General features: G+C 71.8%; 1 protein-coding gene. It reads right to left on the bottom strand.

Going from position 1 to position 490, the window contains the following annotated elements:
- On the bottom strand, positions 1–419 hold a 419-nt coding region (locus GC722_RS17490), incomplete at its 3' end, for a hypothetical protein (protein ID WP_231747312.1).
- Between the last annotated feature and the right edge of the window lie 71 nt (positions 420–490).

A 490-nucleotide genomic window follows, 5' to 3' on the forward strand; every position in this document is an offset into this window, starting at 1 on the left:
AGCGCCACCTGCCGGCCCTGCAGGTCCTGGCCCGGCTCCAGCACCCAGGGGACGTACTGGCCCTGGTCGCTGAACCCGTGCTCGGTGAAGTCGACGAAGCGGTCGGAGACCGAGAAGTAGTCCGACAGGTTGCCGCCGAGGATGGCGATGTCGGGCAGTCCCGAGCCGGCCCGCAGGCCGGCGCGCATCTTGTCGTCGATGTCGCTCATCCGCGAGATCGTCACGTCGTAGTCGGGGAACTTCTGCGCCAGCACGGTCTCGGCGTTCTCGCCGATGCTGGCCGGTCGGGCCCAGACGGTGAGCTGCACGCGCTCGCCGCCGCCGCCCCCGCTGTTGGCCAGCAGCCCGCAGCCGGCCGAGGCCAGCAGGGTGGCGGTGCCCGCCGCGGTGGCGGCGAGCACCCGGATGGTCCTGTTCACGTTCACACTCCTTTGTGGGGGCCGTACGGCCCTCGTTGGCGGTTTCCTGCGGTGGTGCGGCCCGGAGGCCG

This window comes from Auraticoccus cholistanensis, assembly GCF_009742705.1.
GTDB lineage: Bacteria > Actinomycetota > Actinomycetes > Propionibacteriales > Propionibacteriaceae > Auraticoccus > Auraticoccus cholistanensis.